Below are 5,510 nucleotides of genomic sequence, written 5' to 3'. Positions count from 1 at the left end.
GATGAATTCAAGGATAACTGCGGTTTCGGCCTGATAGCCCATATGCAGGGCGAGCCCAGTCATACCCTTTTGCAAACGGCCATCGAGGCCCTGACCTGCATGACCCACCGCGGTGGGATTAATGCCGACGGCAAGACCGGTGACGGTTGCGGTCTGCTGATTCAAAAGCCTGACGTGTTCCTGCGAGCCATCGCCCAGGAAACGTTTGGCGTCGAACTGCCCAAGCAATATGCCGTGGGCATGGTCTTTTTCAACCAGGACCCGGTCAAGGCCGAAGCCGCTCGCGAGAACATGAACCGCGAGATCCTTGCCGCCGGCCTGCAGCTCGTCGGCTGGCGCAAAGTGCCGATCGACACCAGCGTCCTCGGGCGCCTGGCCCTCGAGCGTCTGCCGCAGATCGAGCAGGTATTCATCGGCGGTGAAGGCCTGAGCGATCAGGACATGGCCGTCAAGCTGTTCACTTCCCGTCGCAAGTCGTCCGTGGCCAACGCTGCTGACACCGACCATTACGTGTGCAGCTTTTCGCACAAGACCATCATTTATAAAGGCCTGATGATGCCGGCGGATTTGACCGCCTTCTATCCAGACCTGAGCGACCAGCGCCTGCAAACCGCAATCTGCGTGTTCCACCAGCGCTTCTCCACCAACACCCTGCCGAAATGGCCGCTGGCTCAACCGTTCCGCTTCCTGGCGCACAACGGCGAGATCAACACCATCACCGGCAACCGCAACTGGGCCGTGGCTCGTCGCACCAAGTTCACCAACGATCTGATGGACCTGGAAGAGCTCGGTCCGCTGGTCAACCGCGTGGGTTCCGACTCCTCGAGCATGGACAACATGCTGGAGCTGATGGTCACCGGTGGCATCGATCTGTTCCGTGGCGTGCGGATGATCATTCCGCCAGCGTGGCAGAACGTCGAAACCATGGACCCGGATCTGCGTGCGTTCTACGAGTACAACTCGATGCACATGGAACCGTGGGACGGCCCGGCCGGCGTGGTAATGACCGACGGTCGCTACGCGGTGTGCCTGCTCGACCGTAACGGTCTGCGTCCGGCGCGTTGGGTCACCACCAAGAACGGTTTCATTACCCTGGCCTCGGAAATCGGTGTCTGGAACTACCAGCCTGAAGACGTGATCGCCAAGGGCCGCGTGGGCCCGGGCCAGATCTTTGCCGTGGACACCGAAACCGGGCAGATCCTCGATACCGATGCGATCGACAACCGTCTGAAATCCCGTCATCCGTACAAGCAATGGCTGCGCAAGAATGCCCTGCGCATCCAGGCGACCATGGAAGACAACGACCACGGATCGGCGTTCTACGACGTCGATCAGCTCAAGCAATACATGAAGATGTACCAGGTCACGTTCGAAGAGCGCGATCAGGTGCTGCGTCCGCTCGGGGAGCAGGGCTACGAAGCCGTGGGCTCGATGGGCGACGATACGCCGATGGCCGTGCTGTCCCAGCGCGTGCGCACGCCGTACGACTATTTCCGCCAGCAGTTCGCGCAGGTCACCAACCCGCCGATCGACCCGCTGCGTGAAGCGATCGTCATGTCGCTGGAGATCTGCCTCGGCGCCGAACGCAACATCTTCCAGGAGTCGCCGGAACACGCCTCGCGCGTGATCCTCAGCTCGCCGGTCATTTCCCCGGCCAAATGGCGCTCGCTGATGAACCTCGATCGCCCAGGCTTCGAGCGCGCGATCATCGACCTTAACTACGATGAGAGCGTCGGCCTCGAAGCGGCGATCCGCAACGTCGCCGATCAGGCTGAAGAAGCCGTGCGCGCCGGTCGTACCCAGGTCGTGCTGAGCGACCGTCACATTGCCCCGGGCAAGTTGCCGATCCACGCGTCCCTGGCCACCGGCGCGGTGCACCACCGCCTGACCGAAAAAGGCCTGCGTTGCGACTCCAACATCCTCGTGGAAACCGCGACCGCTCGCGATCCGCATCACTTCGCCGTATTGATCGGTTTCGGTGCTTCTGCCGTTTATCCGTTCCTGGCCTACGAAGTGCTGGGTGACCTGATCCGTACCGGTGAAGTGCTGGGCGACCTCTATGAGGTGTTCAAGAATTACCGTAAAGGCATCACCAAGGGCTTGCTGAAGATCCTGTCGAAGATGGGCATCTCGACCATTACTTCGTACCGTGGTGCGCAGTTGTTCGAGGCCATCGGCCTGTCCGAGGAAGTCTGCAACCTGAGCTTCCGTGGCGTGCCAAGCCGCATCAAGGGTGCGCGCTTCGTCGACATCGAAGCCGAGCAGAAGGCCCTGGCCGCCGAAGCCTGGAGCCCGCGCAAGCCGATCCAGCAGGGCGGTTTGCTGAAGTTCGTCCACGGTGGCGAATACCACGCGTACAACCCTGACGTGGTCAACACCCTGCAAGCTGCCGTGCAACAGGGCGATTACAGCAAGTTCAAGGAATACACCTCGCTGGTGGATAACCGCCCGGTGTCGATGATCCGCGACCTGCTGAAAGTCAAAACCCTCGACACACCTCTGGACATGAGTGAGATCGAGCCGCTGGAATCGGTGCTCAAGCGCTTCGACTCCGCCGGTATCTCGCTGGGCGCACTGTCGCCGGAAGCTCACGAAGCCCTGGCCGAAGCCATGAACCGCCTCGGTGCGCGCTCCAACTCCGGCGAAGGCGGCGAAGACCCGGCACGCTACGGCACCATCAAGAGCTCGAAAATCAAGCAGGTGGCGACGGGCCGTTTTGGTGTGACCCCGGAATACCTGGTCAACGCCGAAGTGCTGCAGATCAAGGTCGCTCAAGGCGCCAAGCCGGGCGAAGGTGGTCAGTTGCCAGGCGGCAAGGTCAACGGCCTGATCGCCAAGCTGCGTTATGCAGTGCCGGGCGTGACCCTGATTTCGCCACCGCCGCACCACGACATCTACTCCATCGAAGACTTGTCGCAGCTGATTTTCGACCTGAAACAAGTCAACCCGAAGGCGCTGGTTTCGGTGAAGCTGGTAGCGGAAGCGGGCGTTGGCACCATCGCCGCCGGTGTGGCCAAGGCCTACGCGGACTTGATCACCATCTCCGGCTACGACGGCGGCACCGGCGCATCGCCGCTGACCTCGATCAAGTACGCGGGTGCCCCGTGGGAGCTCGGTCTGGCCGAAACCCATCAGACCCTGCGCGGCAACGACCTGCGCGGCAAGGTTCGGGTGCAGACCGACGGTGGCCTGAAAACCGGCCTCGACGTGATCAAGGCAGCGATCCTCGGCGCTGAAAGCTTCGGCTTCGGCACCGCGCCAATGATCGCCCTGGGCTGCAAATACCTGCGCATCTGCCACCTGAACAACTGCGCCACCGGCGTCGCGACCCAGAACGAAAAACTGCGCAAGGACCACTACATCGGTACCGTCGACATGGTGGTGAATTTCTTCACCTACGTCGCCGAAGAAACCCGTGAGTGGCTGGCCAAGCTGGGCGTGCGCTCCCTCGAAGAGCTGATCGGTCGTACCGATCTGCTGGAAGTCCTCGAAGGCCAGACCGCCAAGCAGCATCACCTGGACCTGACCCCGTTGCTGGGCAGCGACCATGTGCCAGCGGACAAGCCGCAGTTCTGTGGCGTAGACCGCAACCCGCCGTTCGACAAAGGCCTGCTGGCCGAGAAAATGGTCGAGATGGCTGCTTCGGCGATCAACGACCTGAGCGGTGCCGAGTTCGACCTGGATATCTGCAACTGCGACCGTTCCATCGGCGCGCGGATCTCCGGCGAAATCGCTCGCAAGCATGGCAACCAGGGCATGGCGAATGCGCCGATCACCTTCCGCTTCAAGGGTACTGCGGGCCAGAGCTTCGGCGTATGGAACGCCGGCGGCCTGAACCTGTACCTGGAAGGCGACGCCAACGATTATGTCGGCAAGGGCATGACCGGCGGCAAGCTGGTCATCGTTCCGCCCAAGGGCAGCGTCTACAAGACCCAGGACAGTGCCATCATCGGCAACACCTGCCTGTACGGCGCCACCGGGGGCAAGCTGTTCGCCGCCGGCACCGCAGGCGAGCGTTTTGCTGTGCGTAACTCCGGTGCCCACACCGTGGTGGAAGGCACTGGCGATCACTGCTGCGAGTACATGACCGGTGGTTTCGTCTGCGTACTGGGCAAGACCGGTTACAACTTCGGCTCTGGCATGACCGGCGGTTTCGCCTACGTGCTCGACCAGGACAACACCTTCGTTGACCGGGTCAACCACGAACTGGTGGAAATCCAGCGGATCAGCGGCGAGGCGATGGAAGCCTACCGCAGCCATTTGCAACGCGTGCTGAACGAGTACGTCGAGGAAACCGACAGCGAGTGGGGTCGTGAACTCGCGGAAAACCTCGATGACTACCTGCGCCGTTTCTGGTTGGTCAAGCCCAAGGCTGCCAGCTTGAAAACCCTGCTTTCCAGCACTCGTGCCAACCCGCAGTGATATGCGCCTGAAGAGTTTGATGAGGTTTTAACAATGGCTGAACGTCTGAATAACGACTTCCAGTTCATCGATGTCGGGCGCAAGGATCCGAAGAAGAAACTGTTGCGTCAACGCAAGAAAGAGTTCGTCGAAATCTACGAACCGTTCAAACCCCAGCAGTCGGCCGATCAGGCCCACCGCTGCCTGGGTTGTGGCAACCCGTATTGCGAATGGAAGTGCCCGGTGCACAACTTCATTCCCAACTGGCTCAAATTGGTGGCCGAGGGCAACATCCTCCAGGCCGCCGAGTTGTCGCACCAGACCAACACCCTGCCGGAAGTCTGCGGCCGGGTGTGCCCGCAAGACCGTCTGTGCGAGGGTGCCTGCACCCTCAACGACGGTTTCGGCGCGGTGACCATCGGTTCGGTCGAGAAATACATCACCGACACCGCGTTCGCCATGGGCTGGCGCCCGGACATGTCCAAGGTCAAGCCGACCGGCAAGCGTGTCGCGATCATCGGCGCAGGCCCTGCTGGCCTGGGCTGTGCGGACGTGCTGGTACGTGGCGGCGTGACCCCGGTGGTGTTCGACAAGAACCCGGAAATCGGCGGTCTGCTGACTTTCGGCATCCCCGAGTTCAAGCTGGAAAAGACCGTGCTGAGCAATCGCCGCGAAGTCTTCACCGGCATGGGCATCGAGTTCCGCCTGAACACCGAAGTGGGCAAGGACGTGACCATCGAGCAACTGCTCGAAGAATACGATGCGGTATTCATGGGCATGGGCACCTACACCTACATGAAGGGCGGCTTTGCCGGGGAAGACCTGCCGGGCGTGTACGACGCGCTGGACTTCCTGATCGCCAACGTCAACCGCAACCTGGGCTTTGAAAAGTCGCCGGAAGATTTCGTCGACATGAAAGGCAAGAAAGTCGTGGTACTTGGCGGTGGCGACACGGCGATGGACTGCAACCGTACCTCGATCCGCCAGGGCGCCAAGTCGGTGACCTGTGCTTATCGTCGTGACGAAGCGAACATGCCAGGCTCGCGCAAAGAGGTGAAGAACGCCAAGGAAGAAGGCGTGAAATTCCTCTACAACCGCCAGCCGATCGC

The 5,510-nt window shown here is 61.3% G+C and carries 2 protein-coding genes; both read left to right on the top strand.

The features are described 5' to 3' along the window. The coding region (gene gltB, locus D8V06_RS05660; RefSeq protein ID WP_130930589.1) for a glutamate synthase large subunit at nucleotides 1-4,422 on the top strand (4,422 nt) is incomplete at its 5' end. 33 nt (nucleotides 4,423-4,455) lie between these two features. Next, nucleotides 4,456-5,510, top strand: a 1,055-nt coding sequence (locus tag D8V06_RS05655) for an FAD-dependent oxidoreductase (RefSeq protein WP_130930588.1), incomplete at its 3' end; no start/stop codon positions are given.

The sequence above is a fragment of the Pseudomonas sp. Sample_24 genome (assembly GCF_004307605.1).
Lineage (GTDB): Bacteria > Pseudomonadota > Gammaproteobacteria > Pseudomonadales > Pseudomonadaceae > Aquipseudomonas.
This window is presented reverse-complemented; position numbering and strand designations above follow the sequence as displayed.